This window comes from Halomonas halodenitrificans DSM 735 (genome assembly GCF_000620045.1).
GTDB classification, from domain to species: Bacteria; Pseudomonadota; Gammaproteobacteria; order Pseudomonadales; family Halomonadaceae; genus Halomonas; species Halomonas halodenitrificans.
In genome coordinates this window covers 23,597-50,531 of the sequence record NZ_JHVH01000026.1, presented here as the reverse complement: position 1 = coordinate 50,531, position 26,935 = coordinate 23,597, and the positions used below count along the sequence as shown (strand labels likewise).

Below are 26,935 nucleotides of genomic sequence, written 5' to 3'. Positions count from 1 at the left end.
GGTAAGCGCTCCACCAACCCCATCTTCTGCCGCTGAATAGTGTCCGTCAGACTGGTGTCATTCGATAGCAAGGAGGACACCATGACCGACCTGACTTCGACGCAGGCCCTCTGGTTGGGCCATCTGTTCCATGCCTCGTCTCGACAACTGCCGCTGAGCGAGTACGCCGAGGAGCAAGGACTTGAGCTGGCGTCACTGCTGGCGTGGGAGCAGCGTCTGGTGGTGCAGGATGTGCCTGTGCCGCCGCGGCATCGGCCGCAGCGCTTCGTCGCCGTGGAGGTAGCGCCATGATTCGGCCAGATACCGGACTGCGAGTCTATCTGTGCCGCGAGCCGGTCGACATGCGCAAGCAGATCGACGGACTGGCCCTGCTGGTTCAGGAGGCCATGGAGCTCAACCCTTTCGAGGAGGCCGTGTTCGTGTTCGGCAACCGCCAGCGCGACAAGGTGAAGCTGCTGTTCTGGGAGCGCAACGGCTTCGTGGTCTGGTACAAGCGCCTGGAACGGGAGCGCTTCAAGTGGCCGGACCGACTGGAGGGCGACACGGTCACCCTCTCGGGTCAGGAGCTGAATTGGCTTCTGGATGGCTATGACCTCAGCGCCATGCAGCCCCACAAGGCCTTGGATTTCCAGGCAGTGGGTTGATGTTTTTGCTGCCTCCGGTGGCACTGCTTGGTAAAATATCGGCATGACTTCGTCGACCTCGACTTCCTCCGCCAGCGTCTCCCAGCTGCAGCGCCAAGTGCGTTCTCAGCAGGAGGAAATCGCGCGTCTCCATCAACTGATGGAGAAGAAGGAAGCGGAGTGGGAAGCCGCCAAGGCGGCGCTGTTCGAGCAGTTCCGCCTGGCCATCGAACGTCAGTTCGGTCCCTCCACCGAAAAGTACCGTGTCGCGCAGGGAGACCTGCTCATCAACGAGGCGGAAGTGGCGGCCGACGAGGAGGAGGCCGGCGCCCAGGATGACACGGCTGGCCACGAAGCTGATGTGCCGGTTGAACCCCAACAGCCGGCCAAGCGCCGCAGCCGTGGCGGCCGAGTGGCTTTGCCGCCCGAGCTGCCTCGCGTCGAGGTCGTCCATGAGCTCCCCAAGGAGGCCCGGCATTGCCACGATGACGGCACCGAGCTCAAGGAGATCGGCAAAGAGATCAGCGAGGAGCTGCATGTGGTGCCAGCGCGGGTCGAGGTGATCCGCCATGTGCGCGTCAAGTACGGCTGCCCCGCCTGCGAAGAGGGCGTACAGATTGCCCCGGCACCCGCCAAGCTGCTGCCGAAGAGTAACGCCAGCCCGACGTTGCTCGCCTATGTGGCCACCGCCAAGTACCAGGACGCCTTGCCGCTCTACCGGCAGAGCCAGATCTTTGCCCGTCACGGCGCCGAGATCCCGCGCAACACCCTGGCCCGTTGGATGGTGCAAACCGGCGAGCGAATGACACCGCTGATCGAGGCGCTACGCCGACACCTGCTGCAAGCCCCGCTGATCCACATGGACGAGACCACACTTCAGGTCAACACGGAACCCGACCGGCCGGCGAGTTCAACGTCCTATATGTGGCTACAGCGCGGTGGCCCACCTGGCCAACAGGTGGTGCTGTTTGACTATGACGCCAGCCGCGCCGGACGAGTGCCCGTACGCCTGCTGGGTGACTATGCCGGTCGCCTGGTCACCGATGGCTACGAGGGCTATGCCGAGGTGGTGCGCAAGAATGGTATCATCCATGCCGGCTGCTGGGCGCACGCCCGTCGCAAGTTCGTCGAGGCGCAGAAGGTGCAGCCCAAGGGCAAGACCGGCAAGGCCGACTGGGCCCTCAATCAGATTCGCAAGCTTTATGGCGTGGAAAAGCAGGCTAAGGGCCTGGCACCCGAAGCGCGCCAGTCGCTGCGCGAGCAGAAGAGCCGCCCGCTGATCACCCAGCTACGCACCTGGCTCGACAAGTCGCTGACTCAGGTGCTGCCGAAGAGCGCACTGGGCAGAGCGTTGCACTACCTGGATGGCCAATGGCAGCGCCTGACCCGCTTCCTCGATGACGGGCTGATCCCGCTCGACAATAACGCCGCGGAAAATGCCATCCGCCCCTTCGTCGTCGGCCGCAAGAACTGGCTCTTCAGCCACACACCGAGCGGTGCCCAGGCCAGCGCCGCCATTTACAGCCTGATCGAGACGGCCAAGGCCAATGGCCTCTCGTCCTACGAGTACCTGCAGTTCGTGTTCGAAACGCTACCGACACTCGGCGAGGACGACGACCTCAACACGCTGCTCCCTTGGCGCTGGAAAGACACACTACCGATCTAACTCACGCCACAGAAGGTGGGGTTGGTGGAGCGCTTACGACGTTAGGTGCCCAGCAGGTGATCAATTTGTTTCGGCATAGTGACTGCCGATGGATTGTAGCAGTCGGCATGATCAGTGAGGGAACGGATATCCCTCGTCTTCAGGTGTGCTGCTACCTCAGCCGCATCCGCACTGAGCTTCACTACCGTCAGGTGCTTGGAAGGGTGTTAAGAAGAATAGGACAGAACGATGATCACGCTTGGCTGTTTATGCTTGCAGAGCCCACTCTTCAGCGCTTTGCGAAGCGGACTGCGGAGGACCTCCCAGATGATTTAGCAGTACTGACCCAGTTGGAAAATCTTTCATCGAGATCTCATCATCCGCACGGCGGAGCAGAGGGAAAAGGAGGAGCTGATAACGTGTCGAGTGTCAGTTTTGGCCTTCTGGAGAATGATCCCCTTGCAGCTCCGTATGAGAGTCGTCGCGAGACCCAAGCTCACTACCAAGTTAGCTTTTCTAGCCATTACCGACAGGTCTTGCTCGACCTATAGTCTATACAGTATTTTCCATAACATAACCCATAGCGGAGTTATGGAAAATGATTCTGCATAATGTTTAAAGCATTTCTAGCTGCAGCAGGCAAGGTGCCATTGTGTCGGTTAACCGGGGGCGGGGCTTCCGGTCACTTTAGGTGATCCGGAAAAAGAAGCGGCTAAAATTAACAAAAATGAGAACTATTCCTGACGAATGCCGGGTCGCACAGCTCTCCTTCAAAAAGTTAAGTTTCCAAGCCAAATTGGGCCCAAAAGCGGCAAAGCTAACCAAAAATGTTGGCTTTTAGTAAAGGTAGGAGGGGGGCGGACTCTGGGTAGGCTGGAAAGCCTGTTGTTCTGGGGGCTACCCATCCTTCCATAGAAATTTAACGAAAAGAGAATGGCGCAGAGAGACGTATTGCGCCATGGAGTTCCACTTGGTTGAAGGATTGGCTGATGACCCACGGATGATAGTGCCCGCGACGGGTAAAGGCCAGCCATTGGCCCGCTGTGTCAGGGCCTCGACTCGCCCGGTGACGTCCTGGCGATAATGGCGCAGTATTGTGCGGCATGACGCTAGGCGACTGGGGTGGCGATATGCCAATGATGCTCAGGTGTGCCAGATATCATGACCAGCGACAGGCGTTTATTCCACCTCGGGCAGCCGGCTGGCGCTGGCGGCGGCGACCAGCGCCATGGCGGCGAGAATCACCAGCAGGGCCGGGCTGCCCAGCCACTGGCCCAGGATACTGACCGCCCCGCCTACCGCCAGTAACAGCACGCCGGTGAGGGTGTTGGAGAGCGCCACGTAGAGCGCGCGCTTGTCGCCATCGGCCATGTCGACCACATAGGTCTTGCGGCCCAGGCGTACCCCGGCGTGAACGATCACCAGCAGGGCATAGACCAGCGCATAGGGCCATACCGTCTGGGTCCAGCCGCCCGGCAGCCAGGCGATGGCGGCGCCGAGCAGGCAGCAGGCCGCCGCCCCCAGGCCCGCGTCGCGCATGACGCGCCGGCTGGAGGCATCGGCACGCTTTCCCCATACCGGGCTTGCCAGCATGCCGGCCAGCCCCGAGACCACGATCAGTACCCCCAGGCCCCCCAGTTCGGTGCCACTTTGTTGCTGGCCGAGCAATGCCACCCAGGGCAGTGCCAAGGCGCTTGCCAGGAGCAGGGCACGGGATACGTTGAAGTGCAGGAAGGCGCGGTCGTCGCGCAGCAGGCGCAGGCCCAGCTTGATGCTGTCCCAGGCATTCTCGCCGCCTTCCACGGCGCCGGGCGCCTCGCGAATACGTGCCGCGCACAGGGCGTTCAGCGTCCAGCCCAGCGCCGCTATCCCGAGCAGCACGGCCAGGGCGGTCTCACCGGGCCGGTCCTCGAAGAGCATCAGTACGCCGCCGGCGGCCAGGGTCACGGCGCCCGCCACGCTCCCGCTCCAGCCCATCAGGGTGCCGCGGCGCTGCTTGGCGATGGTCTTGCCCAGTACATCCTTGGTGGCGATGGAGGAGAGTCCGCGGGCCAGCGAAAGCGCCACCAGGGCGGCAAGCACCAAGGCCCCGCCGACCCCACCGGATCCGAACATCGCCATGAGTGCCAGAGCCGTGGCCGAGGCCGCTTGGAGCAGCCCGCCGGCTACCCACACCCACTTGCGCCGGGGCTTCAGTCGGATAAAGCCGGCCACGAACAGCTGGGGCAGGAGAGCGCCGGATTCGCGGATCGGTACCAGCAGGCCGATCATCCATAGCGGTGAGCCGATTACCCCCAGTAGCCAGGGCAGTACTAGACGTGCGCTGGATAGCTCGTCGGCCAGCTTGTTGCCCAGCGAGGCGACCAGATGCAGGAAGAAGCTGCGCGGTTGCTCGTCGCATGCCTCATCGGGAATGTCCTTGCACATCCGGCTGTCATCATCGCCGGTCAGCCACTCGTAGAGGCGGTGCTGGCTGATCTCGGGTTCGGTCATGGGGGCTACTCGCTGGCAGGTTCGCTGGTAGGATAGTGCCTTCATTGTCGCGACAGGGAGGCCGCCGTGTCACCTATCAGATTCTTCGACCGCACCACGCTCAGGCGGGTGTCATCATGACCCGCGACGGTCAGGCCATGCTCTACGGCCTCGGCGCCGTGGCGCTATGGTCCACCGTCGCCACCGCCTTCAAGGTGGCGCTGGGATATATGAGCCCACTGGAGCTGATGTGGCTCGCCTCGCTGGTCTCCTGGGCGTTGATCGGCGTGCTGGTGGCGCGCCAGGGGCTGCTGAGGCAGGCGCTGCGCCGGGGCTGGCGCACGGCGGCCTGGGCCGGGTTGATGAATCCGGTGGCCTACTATCTGGTATTGTTCGGCGCCTATGACCGACTGCCGGGCCAGGAAGCCATGGCGCTCAACTATACCTGGGCGCTGGCCATGGCATTTCTGGCGGTACCGCTCCTCGGCCAACGGCTGACACGTATGGATGTGCTGGCGGGACTCGTTGCCTACGCCGGTGTTTGGGTGATTGCCACCCGTGGCGCCGTATTCAACGTGGCCTTCGCCGACCCGCTCGGGGTGGGCATGGCGCTGGCCTCGACGCTGATCTGGGCGCTTTACTGGCTGCTCAATGCCCGTGATCACCGCCCGCCGCTGGTGGCCCAGTGGCAGAATTTCAGCGTCGGGGTGCCGGTGCTGACGCTGTTGCTGGTCGCCGGTCCCGGCTTGGAGTGGCACGGCTGGCCGGCGCTCGGCGCCGGGGTCTATGTGGGGCTGTTCGAGATGGGCATCGCCTTCGTGTTGTGGCAGCTTGCCGTGCACGGGATCTCGCGTACGGCCAAGGTGTCCAACCTGATCTTCCTGTCGCCGCCGGTGTCGCTGCTGCTGCTCTTCCTGGTGGTGGGCGAGCCGATCCTGCCCTCCACCCTGGTCGGCCTGGTGCTGATCCTCGGTGGACTCGGGCTGCAGCAGTGGCAGAAGGCCCCGGCGCCGGAGGGCCAGCCATAAGCCGCCTAGTCGCGGGTCTTGGCCAGGGCCATGCCACTATCCTCCAGCAGTGCCTCGAGTTCGGGCCAGACGTTGTCGAGCATGATGGGTTGGCCCGCCGCGGTGGGATGAATGCCATCGTCCTGCATCAGCGCGTCGTCAAGTGCCACGCCCTCGAGCAGGAAGGGCACCAGTGCCAGCGCGTAGTCGTCGGCCAGGCGGCGGTAGACTCCGGTGAAGGCATCGCGATAGGCGCGCCCATAGTTGGGGGGAATATCGATGCCCAGCAGCAGCACCTGGGCATCGGCCGCGAGGCTGGCCTCGATCATGCGCCGCATGTTGGCCTCGAACTGGCCGGGGGGCAGGCCGCGCAGGCCGTCGTTGCCGCCGAGTTCGAGCAGAACGATGTCGGGGGCATGCTGTCCGAGAAGCGCGGGGAAGCGGCTGGCCCCGCCGCTTGAGGTCTCGCCGCTGATGCTGGCGTTGACCACCCGCGCCTTGCCCTCCAGCCGTGCCTGCAGCAGGCTGACCCAGCCTCTGTCGGCCTCGATGCCGTAGGCCGCACTCAGGCTGTCGCCCATCACCAGCAGGGTGGGCCGCGTGTCGGCCTGGGCCACGGCGATACTCGCTACCAGCGTCAGGGCAAGAGCCAGCGTCAGCCGCCAGGCGATGAAGCGCCGCAACGCAATCTCAGGGAATCCCTTTATCATGAACGCAACCTCTCGTACGGATATGACGCCGATTCTACACGCCGAGCACCTGGTCAAGCAGGTGAGAAGCGGTGAGCGACGGCTCACCATCCTGAGTGACCTGGCGATCTCGGTGTTTCCCGGCGAGACGGTGGCGATTCTCGGCCAGAGCGGCGCCGGCAAGTCGACCCTGCTGGGGCTGCTGGCCGGGCTCGACCTGCCCTCGGGCGGCGAGCTTGCGATGTTCGGCCACCGGCTGGCCGACCTCGATGAGGATGGCCGGGCCAGGCTGCGTGCCGGTCGCGTCGGCTTCGTGTTCCAGAACTTTCAGCTGCTGCCGACCCTGACCGCCCTGGAGAATGTGCTGTTGCCGCTGGAGCTTTCCCCCCGCGCGGACAGCGAGCAGCGCGCACGGGAATGGCTGGCACGGGTGGGGCTCGGCGAGCGCCTCGACCACCTGCCCAAGCAGCTCTCCGGCGGCGAGCAGCAGCGCGTGGCCCTGGCGCGTGCCTTCGTGGTCGGCGCCGAGCTGGTATTCGCCGATGAGCCCACCGGCAATCTCGACCCCGATACCGGCGAGCGCATCATCGATGCGCTGTTCTCGCTGAACCGCGAGGCCGGCACCACCCTGGTGCTGGTGACCCACGACCACGCCCTGGCGCGGCGTTGTGATCGCTGCCTGCGTCTCGATCACGGCCGCCTGGAGGAGATGCGGCTCGACGAGGTGAGCGCATGAGTCTCTCCGTCCTGCGTCTGGCGCGTTTCTCGGCCCGGGGGCTGGCCCGCGACCTGCGTGCCGCGGACGTGCGTGCGCTGTTCGTCGCCCTGGCCCTGGCGGTCGCCGCCTCCACCATGATCGGCTTCTTCCTCGACCGTCTGGACCGTGGCCTGACCCGCCAGGCCGGCCAGTTGTTGGGCGGCGACCTGGTGCTGGAGCAGGGGCGCCCCTTCGACGCCGAGGTGCGGGCCACCCTGGAGGAGGCGGGCCTGGTGCTCAGCGACCAGGTGGACATGGTCTCCATGGTCAGCCTGAACGACGCCTTCCAGCCCGCCAGCCTCAAGGTGGTGGATGGCCGTTACCCGCTCTATGGCGGGGTGCACGTCGACCTGGGGGAGGGTGTCGAGGTGGTGGCCCACGGCCCGGCCCCGGGCGAGGTGTGGCTGGCCCCCCGCCTGGCGCTGCTGCTCGAGGCAAAGATCGGTGATCGGGTGCGCCTGGGCGAGAGCGAGCTGACGGTCGGTGGCGTGGTGGAGCGCGAACCCGATCAGTCCGCGGGCTTTGCCAGCTTCAACCCACGCTTGATGATGCATCGTGACGACATGGCAGCCACCGAGCTGGTCCAGGCCGGCTCCCGGGTGGAATTCGAGCTGCTCGGGGCGGGGCCGCCGGATATCCTCGATGACCTGGCACCGCTGATGGAGCGGCTGCGCCGCGATGGCGTCGAGGTCCGCGATGTGCGTCGTGACCGGCCCGGGCTCGGCAGCGCCCTGGCGCGTGCCGAGCGCTACCTGAGCCTGGCCGGGCTCGCCGCCGTGCTGCTGGCCGGGGTGGCCGTGGCCATGTCAACCCGCCGCTATGTCGACCGCCACCTGGACACCGCCGCGCTGCTGCGCTGTTTCGGTGCCACTCAGGGCGAGCTGAGTCGCCTGTTCGGCCTGCAGCTGCTGTGGCTGGCACTGGCGGCGTCGTTGCTGGGGGCGCTGCTGGGGCTGGCGGGCCAGGCGGCGCTGTTGGCGTTGCTCACCACCTTCCTGTCCCTGGAGCTTCCGCCACCGGGTGCGCTGCCGCTCTGGCTCGGGGTCTTCACCGCCCTGGCGGTACTGGTGGGCTTCGCCGGGCCCACCCTGTTGCGGCTCAAGAGGGTCAGCGCCCTCAAGGTGCTGCGCCGCGAGCTCGACCCACTTCCCGCCTCGGCCTGGCTGGTCGTGGCGGTGGCCAGCGGCGTCTTCGGTGGCCTGCTGTGGCTCTATTCCGGCGATCTGGGCCTCGCCGTGGGGTTGCTGTCGGGTGGCCTGGTGATGCTGGGAGTGCTGTGGGGGCTTGGCTCGCTGCTGCTCGCCGGCGTGCTGCGCCTGACCGCGCGCCTGCCGCGGGAGGGGGGCAGGGCCGGCCTGGTTCAGGCACTGCGGCTGGGCGGCGCCCAGCTATCGCGCCGGCGAACCGCCAGCCTCGGCCAGTTGCTGGCCTTCGCGGTGACCTTCTTTGCCATGGCGATGATGGCCCTGGTGCGTGGCGATCTGCTGTCCAGCTGGGAGACCCAGCTCCCCGCACAGACGCCCAACTATTTCGCCATCAATATCCAGCCCCATGAGCGCGAGGCCTTCGAGGCATCCCTCGGCGCCGCCGCCGATGCCCGCAGTGCCCTCTATCCCATGGTGCGCGGGCGCATCAGCGCCATTAACGGGATGGCGCCACGCGAAGCGGTGCCCCCCGAGGCCCGGGGTGACAACGCCCTGCGCCGCGAGCTCAACCTTACCTGGCGTGAGACCCTGCCCGAGGGCAACCGCCTGGTGGCGGGGACCTGGTTCGATGACCGGCAGGCGGGGCGCGACGCTCGCGAGACCGGCGGCTGGTTTGATGAAGTGGCCGCCGAGCCCGATACGAAACCCGCCGCCGAGCGGGTCCCGATCTCTCTGGAGGATGGCCTGGCCGAGCGCTTCGGGCTCAAGCTGGGCGATACCCTGACCTTTACCATCGGTGCCGACGATATCGTCGGTGAGGTCGCCAGCCTGCGCGACCTGGACTGGGACAGCTTTCGCCCCAATTTCTATGTGATCTTCCCGCCCGGCGTGCTGGAGCGCTTCGGCCACAGCTATATCACCGCCTTCCATCTCGATGACGCGGAGCGTAAGGTGCAGCGCGACCTGGTACGCGAATTTCCCGGCGTGACCCTGCTCGATGTCGATGCCATCCTCGCCCAGGTACGGGACCTGCTGACCCGGGTGACCCGTGCCGTGGAGGTGGTGCTGGCCTTCGTGCTGCTGGCCGGCATCAGCGTGCTCTACGCGGCGCTGACCGCCAGCCGCCCGGTGCGTGCCCACGAGAGTGGCCTGCTGCGGGTGTTCGGTGCCGACAATCGACTGCTCTCACGGGTGCAGGGGGCGGAGTTTGCCATCCTGGGCCTGGCCAGCGGGCTGATGGGGGCGCTGCTTGCCGAACTGGCCATCGCCGGGCTCTACGTGGCCTGGCTCGATCTGGTACCACGCGCCCACCCCTGGCTGTGGCTGGTGTTGCCGCTGGGCGGGGCGCTGCTGATCGGGGGCATTGGGCATCTGCTCTCCCGGGACCTGCGCCGCCAGGCCCCGGCGACCAGCCTGGGACTGCTGGGTGAGACCTGATGGCAAACACCGACCTGATGGCTCGGCCGGGGACAGTCCCTGATGGTCTGAGTTAGTCTAGACTGTGGCCTGACCCCTTGATCACCCAGGAGATGAATTGATGCGTTTCTCAAACACTGGACTGCCGCGCCTGGCGCTGCCGTTGGCGATTTCCCTGCTGGCCGGTACCCCGGCCTTCGCCGATGCCGAGCGCCTCGGCAGCGATTTGCAGGCGCTGATGGCTGACCACGGCGAGCTGGTTATCGGCGATCTCTCGACTTCGCTATTGGGCGGCGAGACCACCGCCGAGGACCTGGAGTTCATCGGTCAAGACGGCGAGACGTTGTCGATCGACCGCTACGTGGTGGAGGGAGACTACGAGCAACCCGACGCCGTCAGGCTCGAAGGCATCCGTATGGAAGGGGTCGATATCGAGGACGCCCCACAGGAACTCGAGGAGGACCTGCTGCTGAGCATCGGGGGGCTCGTGCTGGCGTCTCCGGGCAGTGCCGTACCGCCCCAGGATGACGACGCCCTGGCCGAGCAGTGGTTCGAGGAGGTGACGCTTACCGAGCTGAGTCTCAAGCACGCCGGGGAAATGCTGGCGTCCCTGGCCGGCCTCGAACTGGACGGAGACTTCGAGGATGGCGAGGGCAGGCTGTTACTCGAGACGCTCAAGGTCGACCTGAAACGCGTGATTGCGCTTTCCCCCGAGGAGGAGCGCACCCAGATGCGCATGGTCAGCAATGTGTTGACCGATGGCACCGGCCAGCTGCGCCTGGATGGCGACTTCGACGCCCGCTGGGAGCCGGAAGGCGAGCGGGATGGCCGGCTGTTCAGCGACGGCGAGCTGACCCTGCATGATGCCCTGACCCTGGCGGTCGACCTGGAAAGCCTGCTGGCTCTGCCGGAGGGCGCGGATGTCGCCGAGCTGATGGCCGACGGGACCCTGCTGGAAGAGGCCAGCCTGGGTGGTGGTCACTTCGTGCTGAGTGTTGCCGAGAACGGGCTCTTTTCCCGGTTGGTGGCCCTGGGGGCGACCATGGAGGGCATCAGCGAGGCCGAATATCTCGAGCAGGCACGCACCCAGGCCGAAGGCTTCGGGGTGATGTTCGGCCCCCAGGTGACCGACCTCTTGAGTGGCCTGGTCGACCTGATGGCCGGCAGCGCCGAAGAGGTGGTGGCCAGCTTCGACCTGCCCGCCGAGGAGCATCTTGAAAGCTTCGCCGACGACCCCCTGGCGCTGCCCGATCGATTCTCCATGCAGGTGAAGACCCGCTGAGCCACCCGGCCCGGTGCGCTGGCGCTTGCCGGGCCGACGAGCAATCGGCACATCGCATACATGAATGCCGCGCGAGCCAGGATGACGCCGATTCATGTGAAAGGAGCAGGGGGCTGGGGTATCATGCCGTGACTTACCTGTCCCCCGTGATACGAGGTTCCCCGCCGATGTTCAGCCGTGACATGACGATTGCCGGTTTCGATGATGCCCTCCTGGATGCCATGCAGAAGGAAGTGCAGCGCCAGGAGGCGCATATCGAGCTGATCGCTTCCGAGAACTATGCCAGCCCCCGGGTCATGGAGGCCCAGGGCAGTCAGTTGACCAACAAGTATGCGGAAGGCTATCCCGGCAAGCGCTACTATGGCGGCTGTGAATACGTGGATATCGTCGAACAGCTGGCCATCGACTATGCCAAGGAGCTGTTCGGCGCCACCTACGCCAACGTCCAGCCCCACTCCGGTTCCCAGGCCAACGGTGCCGTCTTCCAGGCCCTGGTCAAGCCGGGCGATACCGTGCTCGGCATGAGTCTCGATGCCGGCGGCCACCTCACCCACGGGGCCAAGCCCAACTTCTCCGGCAAGCACTACCATGCGGTGCAGTACGGTATCGACGAGTCCGGTCGCATCGATTACGCGGAAGTCGCCAAGCTGGCCCGTGAGCATCGGCCCAGGATGATCATCGCCGGTTTCTCCGCCTACTCCCAGATCATCGACTGGGGCAAGTTCCGCGAGATCGCCGATGAGGTGGGCGCCTACCTGCTGGTCGACATGGCCCACGTGGCGGGCCTGGTGGCCGCCGGTGTCTATCCGAACCCGATGCCTCACGCCCATGTGGTGACCACCACGACCCACAAGACCCTGCGCGGCCCGCGCGGCGGCCTGATCCTCTCCAGCGAGGGCGACGAGCAGATCGAGAAGAAGCTGCAGTCCGCGGTCTTCCCGGGCGGTCAGGGTGGCCCCCTGGAGCACGTCATCGCCGCCAAGGCGATCTGCTTCAAGGAGGCCATGGCACCCGAGTTCAAGACCTACCAGCAGCAGGTGGTCAAGAACGCCCAGGCGATGGCCGGCGTGTTCCTCGAGCGCGGCTATGACATCGTCTCCGGTGGCACCGAGGATCATCTCTTCCTGCTCTCGCTGATCAAGCAGGAGCTGACCGGCAAGGATGCGGACGCCGCCCTGGGGCGTGCCCATATCACCGTCAACAAGAACGCCGTGCCCGGCGACCCCCAGAGCCCCTTCGTTACCTCCGGCCTGCGCATCGGTACCCCGGCGGTGACCACCCGCGGCTTCGGCGAGAGTGAGTGCCAGGCCCTGGCCGGCTGGATCTGCGATATCCTCGACGTGATGGCGAAAGGCGAGGACTCCGCCGCCGTCGAAGCCGAGGTCAAGGCCAAGGTCGAGGCCGTCTGCGCCGAGTTCCCGGTCTACCGCTGATCACAGCAGACGGGGCGTCAGCGCCCCGTCTGCCTCCGTTGACTTTCTTCAAGACCCCGTCAGGCACCCCGCCTGACGGGGTCTTGCTGTTTGATATGACTAAAGTATAGAGGCGAGCACTCACAATCTGATCCAACCTATGTCGGACATAGCATCAGGCAGGTCGTACAGAGGTCGCTCATGCCGACACCCCGCAACCCCAGGATCGCCGAGGAACTGGCGCGTGACATCTTCGCCGGCGTCTACGCCCCGGGCAGTTTCCTGCCCCGGGAGCTCGATCTTTGCAACACCTACGGCGTTAGCCGCAGCACGGTGCGCAGCGCCCTGCAGCAGCTGGTCTCGGGGGGCATGGTGGTGCGCATTTCAGGGCAGGGCAGTCGTGTGTGCGAGCTCACGCACTGGCACCTGCTGGATCCACGGGTCAGCGACTGGATGGCCCGTTTCGCGAAGCCCAACCCGCGCATTCGGCGCGATATTTTCGCCTTTCGCGTGGCAGTTGAGCCCTTCATCGCGCGGCTGGCGGCCGAGCATGCAACCGCCGCCGACCTGCTGGCTATCGAGACGGCCTGGTACAACATGATTCGCGCCCTCGAGGCGCCCGACCGACGCTTCGAGGGACGCAGCCATGACGAGTATGACGTCGCCTTCCACGAAGCGATCTTCGCGGCCACTCACAACCTGCTTTGGGCCCAGCTTAGCCATATGCTCAAGCCAGCCATCGGTCTGCTGGTAGAGACCTCTAACCATAGCGCGGCAGAACTGAGTGACAGCATGGAGCGTCACCGCCAGCTGCTGGAGGCGATCCGCCTGCGCCAGCCGGAACAGGCGGAGAAGGCGGCGTTGTCGGTGCTGGAACGCACCGGGCTCGATCTCGGTTTTGCTAATTTCTTCGACTCATTTTCACTTCGGCCGTGCCTGCCGGGCGCGGCAGAACTCCCGTCGAGCTGAGTGCTCGACAGTCGCGGCAATCGCCGACCATGTGATAGCTCGAACGCCATAACAAGGAGTCAACCCATGCCATTGCTCAAGCCGCTACCCGCCTTTGCCCTCAAGGGACTGACCGCCGCCGTTCTCGGTGCCGTGGCCCTTTCGGCGCAGGCGGCCGAATACGAATGGACCTTCCAGACCTCCGAGACCGCCGGTGAGCCTCAGTTCGAGCTCAAGAAGGCATGGGCCGACAATGTCAACGCCATGTCCGACGGCCGTATCGAGATCGAGATCCTGCCGGTCAACGCCGTGGTCCAGGCCAACCAGACCCTGGATGCCGTGCAGTCCGGGATTCTCCAGGGCCACCTGACCGATCCCAGCTATTTCTCCGGCCGTGACCCGGCCTTCGGCATGCTCGGTAACCTGGTGGGCGCCTGGGGTGATCCGCTGGAGTTTCTCGAATACATGAATCACGGCGGTGGCGAGGCGCTCTACAACGAGCTGGTCAACCCCTACGGCGTGCAGCTGATCGGCGCCGCGGCCACGGGTCTGGAGTCCTTCCCCTCGACTCGGCCGATCCGCACCGTGGAGGACCTCGAAGGCCTGAAGGTGCGTGCCCCGGAGGGCATGGTCTACAACATCTTCGAGAAGGCCGGTGCTGCGCCGGTCAATCTGCCGGGCTCCGAGGTCTATACCGCGCTGGAGAAGGGCGTGATCGACGCCGCCGACTACACGGTATTCTCCACCAACCACAATCAGGGGCTGCACAGCTTCGCCAACTATCCTAGCTATCCGGGCTTCCATTCGTTGCCGATGGTGGCGGTGTCGCTCAACAAGGAGATCTGGGATGGCCTGCCGGAGAGCCTCCAGGCGATACTCGAGACCTCGGTGGACCGTCTTGCCTACGAAATGGTCTTCGAACTCAAGAAGCTGGACCTCGAGGCCGTCGCCGAGGCGCGCCAGAACCCGGACATCGAGCTGATCGACATGGCACCTGCGGAGCGCGCCAAGCTCCGTAACATCGCCAAGGATGAGTGGGCGGCCTGGGCCGAGCGCAGCGAGATGAACCAGAAGGTCTACGACTCCGTCGTCGACTTTCTCCAGAGCCGTAACCTGATGTAAGTCGACCCCATTCACTTCCTGACAAGCTGAGCCTCGTCCGGGCATGGTCCGGACGAGGCGTACCGAGACCCGTCATGCCCCAAGTTTCTCAAGATAGCCGTGAACCGGCCGAGAATCTCGGCCCCGAACGCACTGCCCTGGATCGCCTGGTAGCCCGGGGAGCTCGCGGTGCCGCCTGGCTGGTGCTGATCGCCATGGGCATCAGCGTGGTCGAAGTCTTCCTGCGCTACGGTTTCAACAGTCCCACTTCCTGGGTCCACGAGAGCGTGGTCTTCCTGGTGGCGGTGACCTTCGCCCTGGGTGGCCCCGCCGCCATGGCGAAAAACGCCCACATCCGCGTGCGTGTCCTCTATGACGCGGCCGGGCCTCGCCTGAAGTGCTGGATGGACCGTTTCAATGACCTGGTGACCCTGGGCTTCTGCCTGGCCATGAGCTATGCGGCCTTCCACATGTTCTGGCGCGCCTCTCACAACCCCTTTGGCGAATGGCAGCTGGAGCGCTCCGGTACCTCCTGGAATCCCCCCTTTCCCGCCATGGTGAAGGGGATGATCTTCTTCGCCCTGGCGCTGATGACCCTTCAGGCGCTGCTGCATGTGATGCAGTCGATCCGCGCCCGTCCCGATGTTTCCGAGCCCGCCGACAAGGAGGCACACTGATGGATATCGGGACAGCCACAATCCTGATGATCGCCGCCATCTTCGGCCTGCTGGTGACCGGCCTGCCGCTGGCCTTCATTACCGGCCTGGTGGCCATGGTCTTCACCTTCGGCTGGTTCGGCGAGACGGCACTGCCGCTGGTCACCAGCCGGGTGTTCAGCTTCATCACCGAGTACTCCCTGGTGGCGGTGCCGATGTTCGTGCTGATGGCTTCGCTGCTCGACCGCTCGGGCATCGCCAAGGATCTGTTCAACGCCATGCGGGTGTTCGCCGGGCGTCTGCCCGGGGGCGTGGCGGTCCAGACCATCGTGGTCGCCTTCTTCCTCGCCGCGCTGTCGGGAATCATCGGCGGGGAGATCGTGCTGCTGGGGATCCTGGCGCTACCGCAGATGCTTCGCCTGGGCTATGACAAGCGGCTCTCCATCGGCGTGGTGTGCGCCGGCGGGGCGTTGGGAACCATGATGCCGCCTTCGATCGTGCTGATCATCTATGGCCTGATCGCCAGCGTCTCCATCGCCGAGTTGTTTACCGCGGCGATCACGCCGGCATTGATACTGATGGGCTCCTATATTGCCTATGTGCTGGTGCGTTGCCTGAAGAACCCGGCGATGGGCCCGCCGCTGACCGCCGAGACCCAGGATAACCCGTTCGCCAGCAAGCTCGAGGCGGCCAAGGCGATTCTTCTGCCGGGCATGATCGCCTTTCTGGTGCTGGGTACCATCTATGGTGGCATCGCCTCGGTGACCGAAGCCGCGGCCATGGGCGTGTTTGGTGTGCTCCTGGCCATTGTGCTGCGCGGTGAGTTCAGCACTGCCATCCTGCACCACAGTCTTACCCAGACGCTCAACACCTGCGGCATGATCATCTGGATCGGTATCGGTGCCGCTGCTCTGGTCGGCGTCTACAACCTCATGGGCGGCAATCGCTTCGTCTCCGACCTGATTCTCGGCATGGAGGTGGCCCCCATCGTCATCATTCTGGTGATGATGGCGATCATGCTGGTGCTCGGCCTGTTTCTGGACTGGATCGGCATCGCCATGCTGGCGCTGCCGATCTTCCTGCCTATCGTCACGGAACTGGGCTATGACCCCATCTGGTTCGGTATTCTCTTCGCCGTGAACATGCAGGTGTCGTTCCTGTCGCCGCCGTTCGGCCCCGCGGCCTTCTACCTCAAGAGCGTAGCGCCGCCGGAGGTCAGCCTGAAGGATATCTACCTGTCGGTATTACCCTTTATGGCCATACAGCTTCTTGTGCTGGCGACGCTTCTTCTCTGGCCGCAGTTGGCAATATGGCCACTGTGAAATATTGACAATGCAATGAAGAAGGGAGGCTTTTAGCCTCCCTTTTCTTTTACATGGATAAAGGTGTAAAAAAGATTAGCGACTACGTAAATGACGAATAAAAATTTCGACAATGACCTGGGGGGAATGGGAAATGTCGAGACATAAGGCCTCGTCGACCCCCGGCGGTTCCAGGTCCTTGAGCTGACTGTTCAGCATGTGGTCACCATGGAAAAAGTGACCCTTTCTGGCGCGTAATCGAGCCAGGAGAAGCTCGCGACTACCCTGCAGAGACAGAATCTGGAGCCCCGGCGCGCCGCCGCGCAAGGTGTCACGATAGCGGCGCTTGAGCGCGGAGCAGCCGATGACCAGCGAGCGTCCCTGTCGGTGATGCTCCCGGTAGAAGTCCGACAGGGTGACTAGCCACCCTTCACGATCGCCGTCATTGAGGGGCTCGCCGCGCGCCATCTTGGCAATGCTGGTGGGACTGTGATGGTCATCGGCATCGATAAAATCGGCCGAGATAGCCTGGGCGACTTTTCGGCCGATAAACGATTTTCCCGATCCAGAAACACCCATTACAAGCACAAGCTCAGGGGTCGTCGACATCCTGTTATGACTCTCGTTAATGATATATGGCAAGGGCTTTTTTTAGCATGTTGCTAGAGTAAAACCCTCACTATGGAGAGGCAAGGCAATTGTCATTTTCTTCGCATGGAGGGTCGACGTAATGGCGATGACCCCGGCTAACGCCACCTGCCTGTGGGGCAGCATTGTGTCGAGACCGAGACTCGGGTAGGGGCTGCCCGCAGCGAGCTCCTGTCCTGTGGCAGAACGGTCGCGATCCAGGATGATCTGTATCAAGGTGCGGCCACATGTCTCATGCCAGTGGCGACGGTTCTGGTCTACGCTTCAATTAGATCGAATTTTTTCATTAGCTTATAGCTTTTGGTTATGGGGTGGTGGGGAGGCGTTGAGGTCCCCGCGTCAGGTGCCCGCCAATAGTGGATACGTTGACTACCAAGCATGAGGTGTACCAATGAGCGTTAAAAAGACCCTGACTCTGACGGCGGCGGCTGCCGCCATTGGCCTCTCCGGTGCCGCATCGGCTGACAGTCTCGGTGACAAGGACGAGAGTGGTCGGGCCATGAGTGATAAGGCGCTGGTGATCCTGACCAGCGATTCCCTGGAGACCCAGGGTATGGCGATGATCCTGTCCAATGCCATGCAGCAGCAGGGAAGCGACCTGCGGGTGCTGCTCTGCGACCAGGCGGGTGATCTGGCCGTGGAGGGTTATCAGAGTGCCGAGCCCATCAACACCCCGCCGAGCAACCCTGCCGGACAGGTAACCCCCGAGGGCATCCTGCAGATGCTGATGGACAACGGCGCCCAGGTGGACGTCTGTGCGATCTATCTGCCCAACCGTGATTATGGGGAAGAAGTGCTGCGTGATGGTATCGGCGTCGCCGCACCGGGTCCGATCGCCGAGCTGATGCGTGATCCGACGGTTTCGGTCTCCACCTTCTAGGTGGCCGCTGCCTGCCTTTCCAGGCCTTTTACCTATTCAGGAGAGTGATATGACAAGCAACGTGGGCGGTATCGACAAGAGTCTGCGCATCGTGGTGGGGGCGCTGCTGATCCTGCTCGCCCTGACCGGCACCATCGGTGTCTGGGGCTGGGTCGGCGTGGTGCCTCTGGCCACCGGCCTGTTCAACTTCTGCCCGGCCTACAAGCTGTTGGGCGTCAATACCTGCAAGTTGAAGAAATAGCCACGGCCGACTCTTCTATCGGCAACGAAGCACGGCGCCCGCGGCCCTCTGGTCGCGGGCGCCGTGCGTTCCGAGAGCTCGATATGGGTGACGGGACGCAGGGCATGTCATCGGGAAGGAGATGTCTTATATTCTAAATTGATCTATCCTTAGAACATCTATTGGGCTATGCTGGCCTCGTTCCCCGGCAAGCGACACCCGACGGAGGTTGATTTCCCATGTCCAAGCCAGTTGTGACGCATTTCTTCGACGAGCCTACCAACACCTTCAGCTACGTGGTGCAGGATCCCGACAGCAAGTCGTGCGCCGTTCTCGACTCGGTGCTCGACTTCGACTATGCCGCCGGACGCACCGATGTGCGTTCCGCCGACGAAATCATCGCCTTCGTGCGCGATAACGGCCTCGAGGTGGAGTGGGTTCTGGAAACCCACGTGCATGCCGACCACCTCTCGGCGGCGCCCTATCTGCACGGGGCACTGGGTGGCAAGACCGGTATCGGCGCGAATATCACCGTGGTGCAGGATGTCTTCGGCAAGGCGTTCAATGCCGGCACCGAGTTCGCTCGGGATGGCAGCCAGTTCGACCGCCTCTTCGAGGAGGGTGACACCTTCCATATCGGCAACCTCGAGGGACGAGTGCTGCACACGCCGGGACATACGCCGGCCTGCCTGACCTATGTGGTCGGCGATGCCGCCTTCGTCGGCGATACCCTCTTCATGCCGGATTACGGCACCGCCCGTTGTGATTTTCCCGGTGGCGATGCCCGGACGCTCTATCACTCCATCCAGAAGGTGCTGGCACTGCCGGGCGAGACGCGACTCTTCCTCTGCCACGACTACAAGGCGCCGGAGCGTAAAGAGTTCCAGCATGAGACCACGGTGGCCGAGCAGCGCGCGCATAACGTGCACGTCCACGAGGGCGTCAGTGAAGAGGTGTTCGTCAAGATGCGCACCGAGCGTGATGCCACCCTCGGCATGCCCAGGCTGATTCTGCCCTCGGTGCAGGTCAACATGCGCGCCGGCCAGATGCCTCCCGCCGAGGATAACGGCCAGATTTACCTGAAGGTGCCCATCAACACCTTCTGACCATCGACAGCCGAGGCGAATCGTGTGAATCCGAAACGTTATCTGCCGATCCTGCAATGGCTGCCCGGCTATGGGCGCAGCGCCCTGGCCAGCGATCTGCTGGCGGCGATGATCGTCACCATCATGCTGATCCCGCAGTCGCTGGCCTATGCCATGCTGGCGGGACTGCCGCCCGAAGTGGGGCTCTATGCCAGCATCACGCCACTGGTGGTCTATGCCGTATTCGGCACCAGCCGCACCCTGGCCGTGGGGCCGGTGGCGGTAGTCTCGCTGATGACGGCGGCGGCGGTGGGGCAGGTGGCCCCCCAGGGCTCGCCGGAGTATCTCGGCGCGGCCCTGGTACTGGCGCTGTTGTCCGGGGGGATTTTGACCCTGATGGGCATGGCGCGCCTGGGGTTTCTGGCCAACTTCCTCAGCCACCCGGTGATCTCGGGGTTTATCACCGCCTCGGGGCTGATCATCGCCGCCAGTCAGCTCAAGCATGTGCTGGGCGTCGAGGCGAACGGTCATAACCTGCTGGAGCTCGTGATAGCGCTGGGTAGCCGGCTGGGTAGCGTCAATCTGCCGACCCTGGTGATCGGGTCAGGCGTACTGGTATTTCTCCACGTCGCACGGCGCTGGCTCAAGCCTGGTCTGTCCCGGCTCGGCGTGCCGGCACGCCCGGCGGACATGCTGGCCAAGGCGGCGCCGATCCTGGCCGTGGCGGCCACTACCCTGGCGAGCTGGGGGCTGGGCCTGGACCAGCGGGGCGTGGCGGTCGTCGGTGAGGTACCGGCCGGTCTTCCGCCGTTGACTCTGCCCGGGTTCGACGGTGGCCTATGGAGCGAGCTGTTTGTCGCGGCACTGCTGATCAGCATCGTCGGCTTCGTGGAGTCGGTATCGGTGGGCCAGACCCTGGCCGCCAAGCGCCGCCAGCGCATCGACCCCGACCAGGAACTGGTGGGCCTGGGCACCTCCAATATCGCCGCCTCGCTGACCGGTGGCATGCCGGTTACCGGGGGGTTCTCGCGTTCGGTGGTGAACTTCGATGCCGGGGCCGAGACGCCGGCCGCGGGGGCCTTTACCGCAATAGGCATCGGCGTGGCGGCGCTGTTGCTGACACCATTGATCGCCTACCTGCCCATCGCCACGCTGGCGGCCACCATAATCGTGGCGGTGCTGTCGCTGGTCGATCTCGGCGCGATCAGGCGCACCCTGGCCTACTCGCGCGGTGACTTCGCCGCCATGCTGGCCACCATCGTCATCACCCTGGGGCATGGCGTGGAAAGCGGGATCATGGTGGGAGTGGGGCTGTCGCTGGCGCTGCACCTGTATCGCACCAGCCGACCCCACAGCGCGGTAGTGGGGCGGGTACCGGGCACCGAACACTTTCGCAACGTGCAGCGCCACCAGGTGGAGACCGACACGCGCCTGGCGATCCTGCGGGTCGACGAGAGCCTCTACTTCGCCAATGCGCGCTACCTGGAGGACACCGTGATGGAGCTGGCGGCCGGACAGCCGAGCCTCGAGCATATCGTACTGGCTTGTCAGGCGGTCAACGTCATCGATGCCTCGGCGCTGGAAAGCCTGGAGGCGATCAATACTCGCCTCAGAGACTCTGTCGTGCGTCTCCATCTGGCCGAGGTAAAGGGTCCGGTGATGGATCGCCTGCAGCGTACCGAGTTTTGCCGTGAGATGACCGGCGAAGTGTTCCTGAGCACCTATGATGCCTGGTGTGAACTGCGCGGCGAGAGCGATGGCAGCCTGTCGCGGCGTTGTGCCGAACTGCAGGCAAGCACACCACCCTAGCGTTGTTGCGAACATGTGTTCACCAGAAGGGACTATCCGCGGCAGTGGCACCGATGCTGGCGAAGAGCATCGACCGGGGACAGTCCCAGGTGGGTGAGCCCCGGATAAACAATGTTTCTATCGATGCGGTATTCCTGACAGTACCCAAGGAGAGAGAAGAGTGGACTGGAATTCATCCCTGCAGGGGCTGGCCGGCGGAATGCTGATCGGCCTGTCCGCGACCTGGCTGATGGCAACCCTGGGTCGCATTGCCGGCATCAGCGGCATCATCGGCGGCTTGATCACGACGCGACCCAAGGGTGACAGTGCCTGGCGGCTTACCTTCCTGCTTGGTCTGATCAGCGGCCCCCTGGTGCTGATGCTGCTGGGCGGTGGTCAGGGCAACGTGGCCGGTAGTGGCGTCGATGTAACGGGGCAGGTGATCGGCGAGCCCGCCGGCGGCGTGGCCCTGATGCTGGTGGCCGGCTTGCTGGTAGGCCTGGGAACCGGCGTGGGAAGCGGCTGCACCAGCGGCCATGGCGTGTGCGGGCTGGCGCGCCTGTCGACGCGCTCGATGGTTGCGACCCTCTCTTTCCTGGTGGCGGGTATCATCACCGTCTATGTGGTTAGACACCTGATCGGGGGTGGCGCATGAAAACGCTGATGGGCTATATCGCCGGCCTGCTGTTCGGACTGGGCGTCGGCATCTCCGGCATGACGGATCCGTCGCGGGTGCTGGGGTTTCTGGATATTGCCGGCGCCTGGGACCCGACCCTGATGTTTGTGCTCGGGGGTGCCGTGGTCACCAACTTTATCGGCTATCGGCTGACCTTCAGGCGAGCCGGCCCGATCTACGGCAAGGCCTTCCAGCTGCCTGGCCGTCAGGATCTGGATGGTCGGCTGATCGGTGGCTCGGTACTGTTCGGCATCGGCTGGGGGCTCTCCGGCTACTGTCCGGGGCCTGCCCTTGCCTCCGTCGGTGGGCTGACCGCTCCGCTTGCGGCGATGCTGATCGCCATGTCAGCGGGCTGGTTCCTGGCCAGGGCGATTCCTGGACGTCGTTGAACTTGAGGTTCGTCAAAACTCCCCCGCAGGCTATGTCTGTGGGGGAGTTCTTGTCTACAACCAATGGATACCGGCAATTCGCTTATCTCCAGGGAGAGATTAACGCGGGCTTAATAGTGTGGTGACAGGATATCGCCAAACAAGAGGACCTTATTCCATGCACGTATTGCTGATCGAGGATGATGCTCTGGTGGCCTCGGGCATTTGTGCCGGGCTCGCCGTACACGACTATGTCGTTGACCATGTAGCCAGCATCACCGAAGCACGTCGCGTCCTGGAGAGTGTCGATAGCGATGTGGTGATCCTCGATCGCGGATTGCCCGACGGTGACGGCCTCAACCTTCTGGAGGAGTGGCGCGATGGTGGAGTGACCACCCCGGTCCTGGTGCTGACCGCCCGCGATGCGGTCAGCGACCGGGTGGCGGGCCTGCAGGGCGGTGCCGATGATTACCTGGTCAAGCCCTTCGATCTCGACGAACTGGTGGCTCGACTGCAGGCGTTGCTGCGTCGTGCCGCGGGGCGTTCTCATCCCCTGATCGAACACGGTTCCCTGTGCCTCGACCCGGTGGCCCGCGAGGTCAGTCTCCATGGTCGTCCTGTGGCGCTGTCGCGGCGTGAGCTGGTGTTGCTGGAGGCCTTCCTGCAAGCGCCGCGCAGCGTGCTCTCGGCAGACCAGCTCAAGGATAGCCTCTACGGCATGAGCGAGGATGTGGAGAGCAATGCGCTCAATGTGCATATCCACCACCTGCGGCGCAAGCTCGGCAGCGAGTTGATCGAGACGGTACGTGGGTTGGGTTATCGGCTGGGACCGCCGCTGGATGAGTCCGCCGAGAAGGAGCGGTCGTGAGCCTGCGCACACGGCTGCTGGTCACCCTTGGCATCACCCTGGTGTTGCTTTGGGGGTTGGCGGCGGCCTGGCTGCTGCGTGATCTGGAAGAGCAGTTCGTGGCCACCCTGGATCAGCGCCTCGCCCAGTCGGCGCGCATGGTCGCGGGACTCATGGCACAGCTGCCCCAGGAGGTGTGGCTCGAGGCCGATCGGCGTGCGTTGTCGATCCCGCCCATCGAAGGGCTGGCCTGCCAGGTGCACTCGCCCCGGGGGGAGATCATGGCCCGTACCCACACCGATCTGGAGTCGATCCTGAGGGTGGGTGAGGTCGGTGGGCACGCCTACCGCGAAGAGGGCGGCGTGACCTGGCGAGTGTTCACCTACGCGCGGAACGGGCTGACCATTACCACCGCCGACCGCATGGACGAGCGCGACATGCTGCTCGGCAATGTCATCAAGGTGGCCACGGTGCCCTTCGTGGTGGCCATGCTGGGCAGCCTGGTGGCGCTCTGGATCGGTGTGGTGCGTGGCCTGTCACCCATCGCTCGGCTGCGTGACTCCCTGGCGCGTCGCCACCCGGATGCCCTGGCGCCGGTGGCCACCTACGGGGTGCCCAGCGAGCTGCGTCCGCTGGTGGAAACGCTCAACGGCCTGTTGGCACGGGTTCAGCAGGCCATCGTGCGTGAGCAGCGCTTCACCAATGATGCCGCTCACGAGCTGCGAACGCCGCTCACCGCCATCAAGACTCACCTTCAGGTCGCCAGCCGGGTCGAGGGTGAGGCGGCGCGTGATGCCGTGGGTTACGCCGAGGAGGGCGTCGAGCGCCTGGCGCGTATTCTCGACCAGCTGCTGATGCTGGCCCGCGTGGAGGGGCGGCTGGCCTTCGAGGATGGTGCCCTCTGCCGGCCCGCGGAGGTGGTGGCCCTGGCGCTACGCGACAGTGGTGCGCCGATCTCACGCTTCGAATTGCCGGAGGCGTGGCCCGAGGCACCGCTGGCGTTGCCGCGGGAGCTGGCGGTGACCGCGCTGCGCAACCTGATCGATAACGCCCTGCGCCACGGCGGCGAGGCATCGACAGTGACCCTCGATGCGGAGAGTGAAGGCCACGGGTTCCTGACGCTGCGGGTGATCGACCAGGGGCCTGGCGTCGATGACGACGCCCTGAAACAGATGGCCGGACGCTTCTGGCGTGCCAGCAAGCAGCATGGCAGTGGCCTGGGTCTGGCCATCGTGGTGGCGATCGCCGAGCGTTTCGGTGGTCACCTGGCGTTTGCCGGCCCCGAACGGGGTGGGCTGGAAGCACGCCTGACCCTTCCCGTTCAGGCCAGTGATACTGCCCCGGAGAGGGCATGACATGACAAGGAGAAGACCAATGACGAGCAAGAGGATCCTGGGTGGGCTCGGCCTGCTTCTGGGCGCCGGTCTGGCCTCTGGCCAGGCCGTGGCGATCGAGGGAGACGCCGAGCGTGGCGAAGCGGCGGCGGGAACCTGCGTGGCCTGCCATCAGGCCGATGGTGGCGGCATGAACATCCCGGGAGGGGAGTCCTGGCCGCGTCTGGCGGGGCTCGACGCCGACTACATGGTCAAGCAGCTGCATGACGTCAAGCAGGGGAGTCGCGAGGCACCCACCATGATGCCGTTCGTCGATGGGCTCGACGACCAGCAGATTGCCGATGTCTCGGCCTACTACAGTCAGCTGCCGGTCACCGACGCAGAGGGCGGTGATGTCGACGCGGAGATGCTGGCTCGCGGCGAGCAGATTGCCCTGCGTGGCGACTGGGATGAGTACATCGTCTCTTGCAAGAGTTGCCATGGGCCCGGCAATCAGGGCGTGGGCAGCACCTTCCCGGGTATCGCCGGTCAGCATGCCGGTTACATCGAGAATCAGCTGCACGCCTGGCAGGAGGGCCGCCGTGCCAACGACCCGCAAAACCTGATGGGGGCGATTGCCAAGCGCATGAGCGACGAGGACATCAGTGCCGTGGCGGCCTGGCTGTCCAGCCAGCCGGCGACCGACGAGTAAGGGGGAACAGACAATGATCAATCGCAGGAAGATGCTGGTACTGGCCGGTGCGACGCTGGCCGCCGGCGCAAGCCTGATCGCCTGGGCAGAGACCGATGGCCACCCCTATGACACGCTGGTGGAGATGGGCTATCCGGCGCCCCAGGAAGGTGAACTGGTGCATGTGCCGCCGACCATGGCGGACCTCGAGGCCGCCGACATGAAGCCGCAGGCCAAGGCCGTCATTCGCCGTGGCTATGATCTCTTCACCAACACCCAGCAGCTGCGTGGCAAGAACGTCTTCAATGACATGAACTGCTCCAGCTGCCACCTGGGAGAGGGACGGCAGCCGTTCAGCGCTCCGGTATGGCCGGCCGCGGTGACCCTGCCGGACTTTCGCGGCAAGAACCAGCACGTCAACAACCTGGAGGAGCGTATTGCCGGCTGTTTCGCCTACTCCATGAACGGTACCCCGCCGGCGTACGGCAGCGACGACATGCTGGCGCTCTCGGCCTACCACCGGTGGCTGGCCAAGGGAGCGCCCGTCTATCCGGACCAGCCCATCTACGGGCGAGGCTTCCCGGCACCGGAGCGCCCCGACGAGCTGAGCTATGCGAATGGCGAGCAGCTGTTCGTGGACAATTGCGCGGTCTGCCACAGCGAGGATGGCTCGGGTCTCTACCAGGACGGCGAGTACGTGTTCCCCGCCACCTGGGGCGATGGCTCCAACAACTGGGGAGCCGGCATCGTGCGCACCCACACCGCGGCCGGCTTCATCAAGAACAACATGCCGCTGGGGCAGCCGCTGTCGCTCTCCGATCAGGAGGCGTGGGACATCGCCTACTACATGACCCGGCAGGAGCGCCCGCAGGACCCGCGCTACACCGGCAGCGTGGACGAGGTGGTGGAGAAGTTCGGCCCTACCTTCCACAAGCACTCCAGCTATGGCCAGGAGCGTGAGGTCGATGGTCATCGCCTCGCCGATCACGCCAACTGGGGGGAGAAGGGGGACGAGGTCGAGCCCTGGAACGTCGGCGTGCCGCGCTTCGAGAGCCTCGACGTCGAGGAGTGAGTCGTACCATCAGGGACTGTCCCTTCTCGCCAAGGCCCCACCCGGCTGCCGTGCCGGGTGGGGCCTTTCGCATGCTGAAGGGTGGTTGCCGTTCAGGGCCTGGGGCCGCCCATGACCTCCTCGAGGCGCTCGGCGCTGGGCACGCCTTCGACGCGATCGACACGATCCCCGTCGCGATAGAGCGTGGTGGGCGTGGCGATGAAACCCAGCGAATCGAACAGCTGGTTGTTGGCGTAGACCTGCTCCTCGACCTCGCGTGACTGAGGGGCAGCGTCGACCTCGTCGCCTTCGCCGCTATGGGCATGGAGGGCGGCGGCGGGGTCGTCGGCGCCCAGCAGGGCGGCGGCCTTGGCCGGGCTGTCCGAGGCCAGCACGCCGATCATGATATGGCGCAGCTGCACCTCGCCGGCCTCGACCCAGGGGCGGGCCTCGTGCCAGAACTGGCGGCAGTAGGGGCAGTTGGGGTCGGTAAAGACATACACGATACGCTCGGCATCGGAGCTGCCGTCGGCGATCCAGTGGCTCGCCTCCAGGTCCTGCCAGACTTCGGCAAACTGTGCGGCACGCACATGCTTGTCCAGCGCGGCTTCGGAGAGGTTGTTGCCCTCGGCATCCACCAGGGTGCCGAGAATGGCATGCTCGCCGCCCGGCAGCAGATAGATGGCGACTTCCCCGGCCGAGTGGCTGGCACCGTAGCCGGTCAGCCCGGCCGGCGCCTCGAACTCGCCGTGGATGGTCAGGCCCTGATCGGTCAGGGCGGCCACCGGTGCCGGCAGGTCGTCGGCACTCAGGTCATCATTGGCCAGGGCGGGAGCCGTGAAGGCGAGAGTCAGGGCGCCGATCGCCGGCATCTTGAGAAGATGTCGCATGGGAAGAAGTCCTTGTGCGGTTGA

General features: G+C 64.7%; 27 protein-coding genes. 23 read left to right on the top strand and 4 right to left on the bottom strand.

The window, feature by feature from the left end; translation table 11 throughout:
• Positions 1–81: 81 nt before the first annotated feature.
• The 4 genes from Q358_RS0112185 to Q358_RS19075 are packed head-to-tail and all read left to right on the top strand — an operon-like array spanning position 82 to position 2,819.
• A complete protein-coding gene (locus Q358_RS0112185) occupies positions 82–291 on the top strand; it encodes a hypothetical protein (RefSeq protein ID WP_027961196.1) in 210 nt (69 codons plus the stop codon).
• Positions 288–644 carry an IS66 family insertion sequence element accessory protein TnpB gene (tnpB, locus tag Q358_RS0112180; protein WP_027961197.1) on the top strand — a complete coding sequence of 119 codons (357 nt, stop codon included), beginning with the start codon at positions 288–290 and terminating at the stop codon, positions 642–644. The genes Q358_RS0112185 and tnpB overlap by 4 nt, the downstream gene beginning before the upstream one ends.
• Positions 645–687: 43 nt before the next feature.
• Positions 688–2,289, top strand: coding sequence for an IS66 family transposase (gene tnpC, locus Q358_RS0112175; RefSeq protein ID WP_027962263.1), 1,602 nt, complete (start codon positions 688–690; stop codon positions 2,287–2,289).
• A gap of 56 nt (positions 2,290–2,345) precedes the next feature.
• Positions 2,346–2,819, top strand: a complete 474-nt coding sequence (locus tag Q358_RS19075; protein ID WP_425402555.1) for a hypothetical protein — start codon at positions 2,346–2,348, stop codon at positions 2,817–2,819.
• A gap of 628 nt (positions 2,820–3,447) precedes the next feature.
• Here Q358_RS19075 and Q358_RS0112170 read toward each other — a convergent pair.
• Positions 3,448–4,761, bottom strand: a complete 1,314-nt coding sequence (locus Q358_RS0112170; protein ID WP_027962262.1) for an MFS transporter — start codon at positions 4,759–4,761, stop codon at positions 3,448–3,450.
• 116 nt (positions 4,762–4,877) lie between these two features.
• Here Q358_RS0112170 and Q358_RS0112165 point away from each other — a divergent pair, with 116 nt between their 5' ends.
• Entirely contained in the window at positions 4,878–5,768 is an 891-nt protein-coding gene (locus Q358_RS0112165) for a DMT family transporter (RefSeq protein ID WP_027962261.1), read from the top strand.
• A gap of 5 nt (positions 5,769–5,773) precedes the next feature.
• On the opposite strand, the gene Q358_RS0112160 is transcribed toward Q358_RS0112165, so the two are convergent.
• Positions 5,774–6,457, bottom strand: coding sequence for an arylesterase (locus Q358_RS0112160; RefSeq protein ID WP_027962260.1), 684 nt, complete (start codon positions 6,455–6,457; stop codon positions 5,774–5,776).
• Here Q358_RS0112160 and Q358_RS0112155 point away from each other — a divergent pair.
• From Q358_RS0112155 to Q358_RS0112120, 8 genes are all read left to right on the top strand, one after another.
• Positions 6,456–7,172, top strand: a complete 717-nt coding sequence (locus tag Q358_RS0112155; protein WP_027962259.1) for an ABC transporter ATP-binding protein — start codon at positions 6,456–6,458, stop codon at positions 7,170–7,172. The two genes, Q358_RS0112160 and Q358_RS0112155, sit on opposite strands and share 2 nt — an antisense overlap.
• Positions 7,169–9,775, top strand: coding sequence for an ABC transporter permease (locus tag Q358_RS0112150; protein WP_027962258.1), 2,607 nt, complete (start codon positions 7,169–7,171; stop codon positions 9,773–9,775). Before Q358_RS0112155 ends, Q358_RS0112150 begins: the two co-directional genes overlap by 4 nt.
• Before the next feature lie 100 nt (positions 9,776–9,875).
• Complete coding sequence (locus Q358_RS17980) at positions 9,876–11,036, top strand: hypothetical protein (RefSeq protein WP_027962257.1); 1,161 nt, start codon at positions 9,876–9,878, stop codon at positions 11,034–11,036.
• 167 nt (positions 11,037–11,203) lie between these two features.
• A complete protein-coding gene (glyA, locus tag Q358_RS0112140; protein WP_027962256.1) occupies positions 11,204–12,469 on the top strand; it encodes a serine hydroxymethyltransferase in 1,266 nt (421 codons plus the stop codon).
• Between the two features lie 180 nt (positions 12,470–12,649).
• Positions 12,650–13,417, top strand: a complete 768-nt coding sequence (locus tag Q358_RS0112135) for a FadR/GntR family transcriptional regulator (RefSeq protein ID WP_027962255.1) — start codon at positions 12,650–12,652, stop codon at positions 13,415–13,417.
• Positions 13,418–13,483: 66 nt separating this feature from the next.
• Positions 13,484–14,518: a TRAP transporter substrate-binding protein gene (locus Q358_RS0112130; protein WP_027962254.1), complete on the top strand. Its 1,035-nt coding sequence runs from the start codon at positions 13,484–13,486 to the stop codon at positions 14,516–14,518.
• Between the two features lie 74 nt (positions 14,519–14,592).
• Positions 14,593–15,174, top strand: a complete 582-nt coding sequence (locus tag Q358_RS0112125; protein ID WP_027962253.1) for a TRAP transporter small permease subunit — start codon at positions 14,593–14,595, stop codon at positions 15,172–15,174.
• Positions 15,174–16,475 carry a TRAP transporter large permease gene (locus Q358_RS0112120; protein ID WP_027962252.1) on the top strand — a complete coding sequence of 434 codons (1,302 nt, stop codon included), beginning with the start codon at positions 15,174–15,176 and terminating at the stop codon, positions 16,473–16,475. The genes Q358_RS0112125 and Q358_RS0112120 overlap by 1 nt, the downstream gene beginning before the upstream one ends.
• A 75-nt stretch (positions 16,476–16,550) precedes the next feature.
• Here Q358_RS0112120 and Q358_RS0112115 read toward each other — a convergent pair whose 3' ends face one another.
• Positions 16,551–17,063, bottom strand: a complete 513-nt coding sequence (locus tag Q358_RS0112115) for a gluconokinase (protein ID WP_027962251.1) — start codon at positions 17,061–17,063, stop codon at positions 16,551–16,553.
• Between the two features lie 430 nt (positions 17,064–17,493).
• Between Q358_RS0112115 and Q358_RS0112110 the strand changes: the two genes are divergently transcribed.
• The 10 genes from Q358_RS0112110 (at position 17,494) to Q358_RS0112065 (ending at position 26,042) form a co-directional block, all read left to right on the top strand.
• On the top strand, positions 17,494–17,982 hold the full coding sequence (locus tag Q358_RS0112110) for a DsrE family protein (protein ID WP_027962250.1): 489 nt from the start codon (positions 17,494–17,496) through the stop codon (positions 17,980–17,982).
• A 49-nt stretch (positions 17,983–18,031) separates the two neighbouring features.
• Positions 18,032–18,223, top strand: a complete 192-nt coding sequence (locus Q358_RS0112105; RefSeq protein ID WP_027962249.1) for a YgaP family membrane protein — start codon at positions 18,032–18,034, stop codon at positions 18,221–18,223.
• A gap of 218 nt (positions 18,224–18,441) precedes the next feature.
• Entirely contained in the window at positions 18,442–19,308 is an 867-nt protein-coding gene (locus tag Q358_RS0112100) for an MBL fold metallo-hydrolase (protein WP_027962248.1), read from the top strand.
• A 24-nt stretch (positions 19,309–19,332) separates the two neighbouring features.
• Positions 19,333–21,096, top strand: coding sequence for a SulP family inorganic anion transporter (locus Q358_RS17385; RefSeq protein ID WP_051530359.1), 1,764 nt, complete (start codon positions 19,333–19,335; stop codon positions 21,094–21,096).
• Positions 21,097–21,256: 160 nt separating this feature from the next.
• On the top strand, positions 21,257–21,730 hold the full coding sequence (locus Q358_RS0112090) for a YeeE/YedE family protein (protein WP_027962247.1): 474 nt from the start codon (positions 21,257–21,259) through the stop codon (positions 21,728–21,730).
• The gene (locus Q358_RS0112085; protein WP_027962246.1) at positions 21,727–22,140 is read left to right on the top strand and encodes a DUF6691 family protein; all 414 of its coding nucleotides are present in this window, start codon (positions 21,727–21,729) and stop codon (positions 22,138–22,140) included. The genes Q358_RS0112090 and Q358_RS0112085 overlap by 4 nt, the downstream gene beginning before the upstream one ends.
• 157 nt (positions 22,141–22,297) lie before the next feature.
• Entirely contained in the window at positions 22,298–22,987 is a 690-nt protein-coding gene (locus Q358_RS0112080) for a response regulator (RefSeq protein WP_027962245.1), read from the top strand.
• On the top strand, positions 22,984–24,321 hold the full coding sequence (locus tag Q358_RS0112075; RefSeq protein WP_027962244.1) for an ATP-binding protein: 1,338 nt from the start codon (positions 22,984–22,986) through the stop codon (positions 24,319–24,321). The genes Q358_RS0112080 and Q358_RS0112075 overlap by 4 nt, the downstream gene beginning before the upstream one ends.
• Before the next feature lie 19 nt (positions 24,322–24,340).
• Positions 24,341–24,991, top strand: a complete 651-nt coding sequence (locus tag Q358_RS0112070; protein ID WP_027962243.1) for a c-type cytochrome — start codon at positions 24,341–24,343, stop codon at positions 24,989–24,991.
• A gap of 13 nt (positions 24,992–25,004) precedes the next feature.
• Positions 25,005–26,042 (top strand): c-type cytochrome, encoded by a 1,038-nt coding sequence (locus Q358_RS0112065; RefSeq protein ID WP_027962242.1) that lies wholly within the window; start codon positions 25,005–25,007, stop codon positions 26,040–26,042.
• A 92-nt stretch (positions 26,043–26,134) separates the two neighbouring features.
• Here the strand turns inward: Q358_RS0112065 and dsbG are convergent, their stop codons facing one another.
• A complete protein-coding gene (gene dsbG / locus Q358_RS0112060; protein ID WP_027962241.1) occupies positions 26,135–26,911 on the bottom strand; it encodes a thiol:disulfide interchange protein DsbG in 777 nt (258 codons plus the stop codon).
• Positions 26,912–26,935 lie beyond the last annotated feature (24 nt).

What these genes read in the sequence shown, in the direction of transcription:
- Q358_RS0112185 (WP_027961196.1), top strand. Translation starts at nt 82, where the DNA reads ATGACCGACCTGACTTCGACGCAGGCCCTCTGGTTGGGCCATCTGTTC.
- tnpB (WP_027961197.1), top strand. Translation starts at nt 288, where the DNA reads ATGATTCGGCCAGATACCGGACTGCGAGTCTATCTGTGCCGCGAGCCG.
- tnpC (WP_027962263.1), top strand. Translation starts at nt 688, where the DNA reads ATGACTTCGTCGACCTCGACTTCCTCCGCCAGCGTCTCCCAGCTGCAG.
- Q358_RS0112170 (WP_027962262.1), bottom strand. Translation starts at nt 4,761, where the DNA reads ATGACCGAACCCGAGATCAGCCAGCACCGCCTCTACGAGTGGCTGACC.
- Q358_RS0112165 (WP_027962261.1), top strand. Translation starts at nt 4,878, where the DNA reads ATGACCCGCGACGGTCAGGCCATGCTCTACGGCCTCGGCGCCGTGGCG.
- Q358_RS0112155 (WP_027962259.1), top strand. Translation starts at nt 6,456, where the DNA reads ATGAACGCAACCTCTCGTACGGATATGACGCCGATTCTACACGCCGAG.
- Q358_RS0112160 (WP_027962260.1), bottom strand. Translation starts at nt 6,457, where the DNA reads ATGATAAAGGGATTCCCTGAGATTGCGTTGCGGCGCTTCATCGCCTGG.
- Q358_RS0112150 (WP_027962258.1), top strand. Translation starts at nt 7,169, where the DNA reads ATGAGTCTCTCCGTCCTGCGTCTGGCGCGTTTCTCGGCCCGGGGGCTG.
- Q358_RS17980 (WP_027962257.1), top strand. Translation starts at nt 9,876, where the DNA reads ATGCGTTTCTCAAACACTGGACTGCCGCGCCTGGCGCTGCCGTTGGCG.
- glyA (WP_027962256.1), top strand. Translation starts at nt 11,204, where the DNA reads ATGTTCAGCCGTGACATGACGATTGCCGGTTTCGATGATGCCCTCCTG.
- Q358_RS0112135 (WP_027962255.1), top strand. Translation starts at nt 12,650, where the DNA reads ATGCCGACACCCCGCAACCCCAGGATCGCCGAGGAACTGGCGCGTGAC.
- Q358_RS0112130 (WP_027962254.1), top strand. Translation starts at nt 13,484, where the DNA reads ATGCCATTGCTCAAGCCGCTACCCGCCTTTGCCCTCAAGGGACTGACC.
- Q358_RS0112125 (WP_027962253.1), top strand. Translation starts at nt 14,593, where the DNA reads ATGCCCCAAGTTTCTCAAGATAGCCGTGAACCGGCCGAGAATCTCGGC.
- Q358_RS0112120 (WP_027962252.1), top strand. Translation starts at nt 15,174, where the DNA reads ATGGATATCGGGACAGCCACAATCCTGATGATCGCCGCCATCTTCGGC.
- Q358_RS0112115 (WP_027962251.1), bottom strand. Translation starts at nt 17,063, where the DNA reads ATGTCGACGACCCCTGAGCTTGTGCTTGTAATGGGTGTTTCTGGATCG.
- Q358_RS0112110 (WP_027962250.1), top strand. Translation starts at nt 17,494, where the DNA reads ATGAGCGTTAAAAAGACCCTGACTCTGACGGCGGCGGCTGCCGCCATT.
- Q358_RS0112105 (WP_027962249.1), top strand. Translation starts at nt 18,032, where the DNA reads ATGACAAGCAACGTGGGCGGTATCGACAAGAGTCTGCGCATCGTGGTG.
- Q358_RS0112100 (WP_027962248.1), top strand. Translation starts at nt 18,442, where the DNA reads ATGTCCAAGCCAGTTGTGACGCATTTCTTCGACGAGCCTACCAACACC.
- Q358_RS0112085 (WP_027962246.1), top strand. Translation starts at nt 21,727, where the DNA reads ATGAAAACGCTGATGGGCTATATCGCCGGCCTGCTGTTCGGACTGGGC.
- Q358_RS0112080 (WP_027962245.1), top strand. Translation starts at nt 22,298, where the DNA reads ATGCACGTATTGCTGATCGAGGATGATGCTCTGGTGGCCTCGGGCATT.
- Q358_RS0112070 (WP_027962243.1), top strand. Translation starts at nt 24,341, where the DNA reads ATGACGAGCAAGAGGATCCTGGGTGGGCTCGGCCTGCTTCTGGGCGCC.
- Q358_RS0112065 (WP_027962242.1), top strand. Translation starts at nt 25,005, where the DNA reads ATGATCAATCGCAGGAAGATGCTGGTACTGGCCGGTGCGACGCTGGCC.
- dsbG (WP_027962241.1), bottom strand. Translation starts at nt 26,911, where the DNA reads ATGCGACATCTTCTCAAGATGCCGGCGATCGGCGCCCTGACTCTCGCC.